Source organism: Limosilactobacillus reuteri subsp. porcinus (genome assembly GCF_036621895.1).
GTDB classification, from domain to species: Bacteria; Bacillota; Bacilli; order Lactobacillales; family Lactobacillaceae; genus Limosilactobacillus; species Limosilactobacillus reuteri_J.
On the sequence record NZ_LN887420.1, the window covers coordinates 1 to 1,069 of the forward strand.

The following is a 1,069-nucleotide window of genomic DNA, read 5'->3' on the forward strand; positions in this document are numbered from 1 at the left end:
TTTTTTCCCAGCCTCTTTTTGTTGATAAAAAAGTTATTTGTTATAATTACAGTCAAGTGAGGGGACGAATATGGCTAGTAATTCTGATTCAATTTATTATGTTTTAACAAAACTAAAGCATCATCCAGAGTTAATTAAAAGCATTAGACCACGTTATACTAATACGGTTATGATTCTTTTTGATGATTCGTTAAAGATAGCTGATGCTTCATTTTATTTTCCTGTTGATCGTTTCATGGTTAATCGTTTGTCAAATGATTTTGTGGCAAAGAATGGCGACCTTCTTGATAGTTATTTTTCAATGACCAATGGAACGAAGAAAAATTACCATGATGTTTGGGCAACCACCTGTCATATTCCAGAAGAGAAAGTATATTTATTAGAATTATCATTTGAATAACGCAATGTAAGCTGCGACAAAAGGTGTCACAGCTTATTTGTTATAAAGGGAGAGTTTTGTAGTGCTTGTTTCAACGATTATTTTAATGGTAGCGGCAGTTTTAAGTAGTATTATTTCCAGCTTTTTTCCGCACTTTTCGATTAATTATATTAGTATTTTCGTCGGCTTAATTATTGGCTTAGTTCCCTTTTTTAATAGTCGTGTTGCCCCTTTCCACACAGAAGTATTCATGTATATAGTAGCTCCATTGATTTATTTTGAGGGGCAATCAACGAGAATAAATTTAATTGGAAAAAGGTTGCGACAAATCCTCGAAACGGCTGTCCTCTTAGTGATTGTAGGAACAATATTTGCAGGTTTTACTGTATCGCTTTTAGAAATTCCACTGGCACTGGCATTTCTGATGGGTGCCTTAAGTACTCCGACCGATGCTACTGCAACTGAATCAATTTTACTTGACACTGAAAATGAATATTAAATTAATTTGATTTTAAGTTGACGAAAAATTAAAATTAACGTATACTTTTATTTGTACGTTATTGCCCGCTGGTCAAATTGGTTAAGACGTCGCCCTCTCAAGGCGGAGTTACGGGTTCGATCCCCGTGCGGGTGAATATGATTGAGTCTGTTACTCATTTGGTAACAGACTTTTTTATGTGCGCCCGGCAT

Annotated in this window: 2 protein-coding genes and 1 tRNA gene; all 3 read left to right on the plus strand. The window is 35.1% G+C overall.

The genetic code is table 11. The features are described 5' to 3' along the window. The first annotated feature begins 70 nt into the window (after positions 1-70). The 3 genes from AACL61_RS05970 (at position 71) to AACL61_RS05980 (ending at position 1,013) form a co-directional block, all read left to right on the plus strand. Positions 71-400, plus strand: coding sequence for a hypothetical protein (locus tag AACL61_RS05970; protein ID WP_078009130.1), 330 nt, complete (start codon positions 71-73; stop codon positions 398-400). A 61-nt stretch (positions 401-461) separates the two neighbouring features. Beyond that, the gene (locus AACL61_RS05975; RefSeq protein WP_231125398.1) at positions 462-878 is read left to right on the plus strand and encodes a cation:proton antiporter domain-containing protein; all 417 of its coding nucleotides are present in this window, start codon (positions 462-464) and stop codon (positions 876-878) included. Positions 879-940: 62 nt separating this feature from the next. Further along, positions 941-1,013, plus strand: a tRNA-Glu gene (locus AACL61_RS05980). The last annotated feature ends 56 nt before the right edge of the window (positions 1,014-1,069 follow it).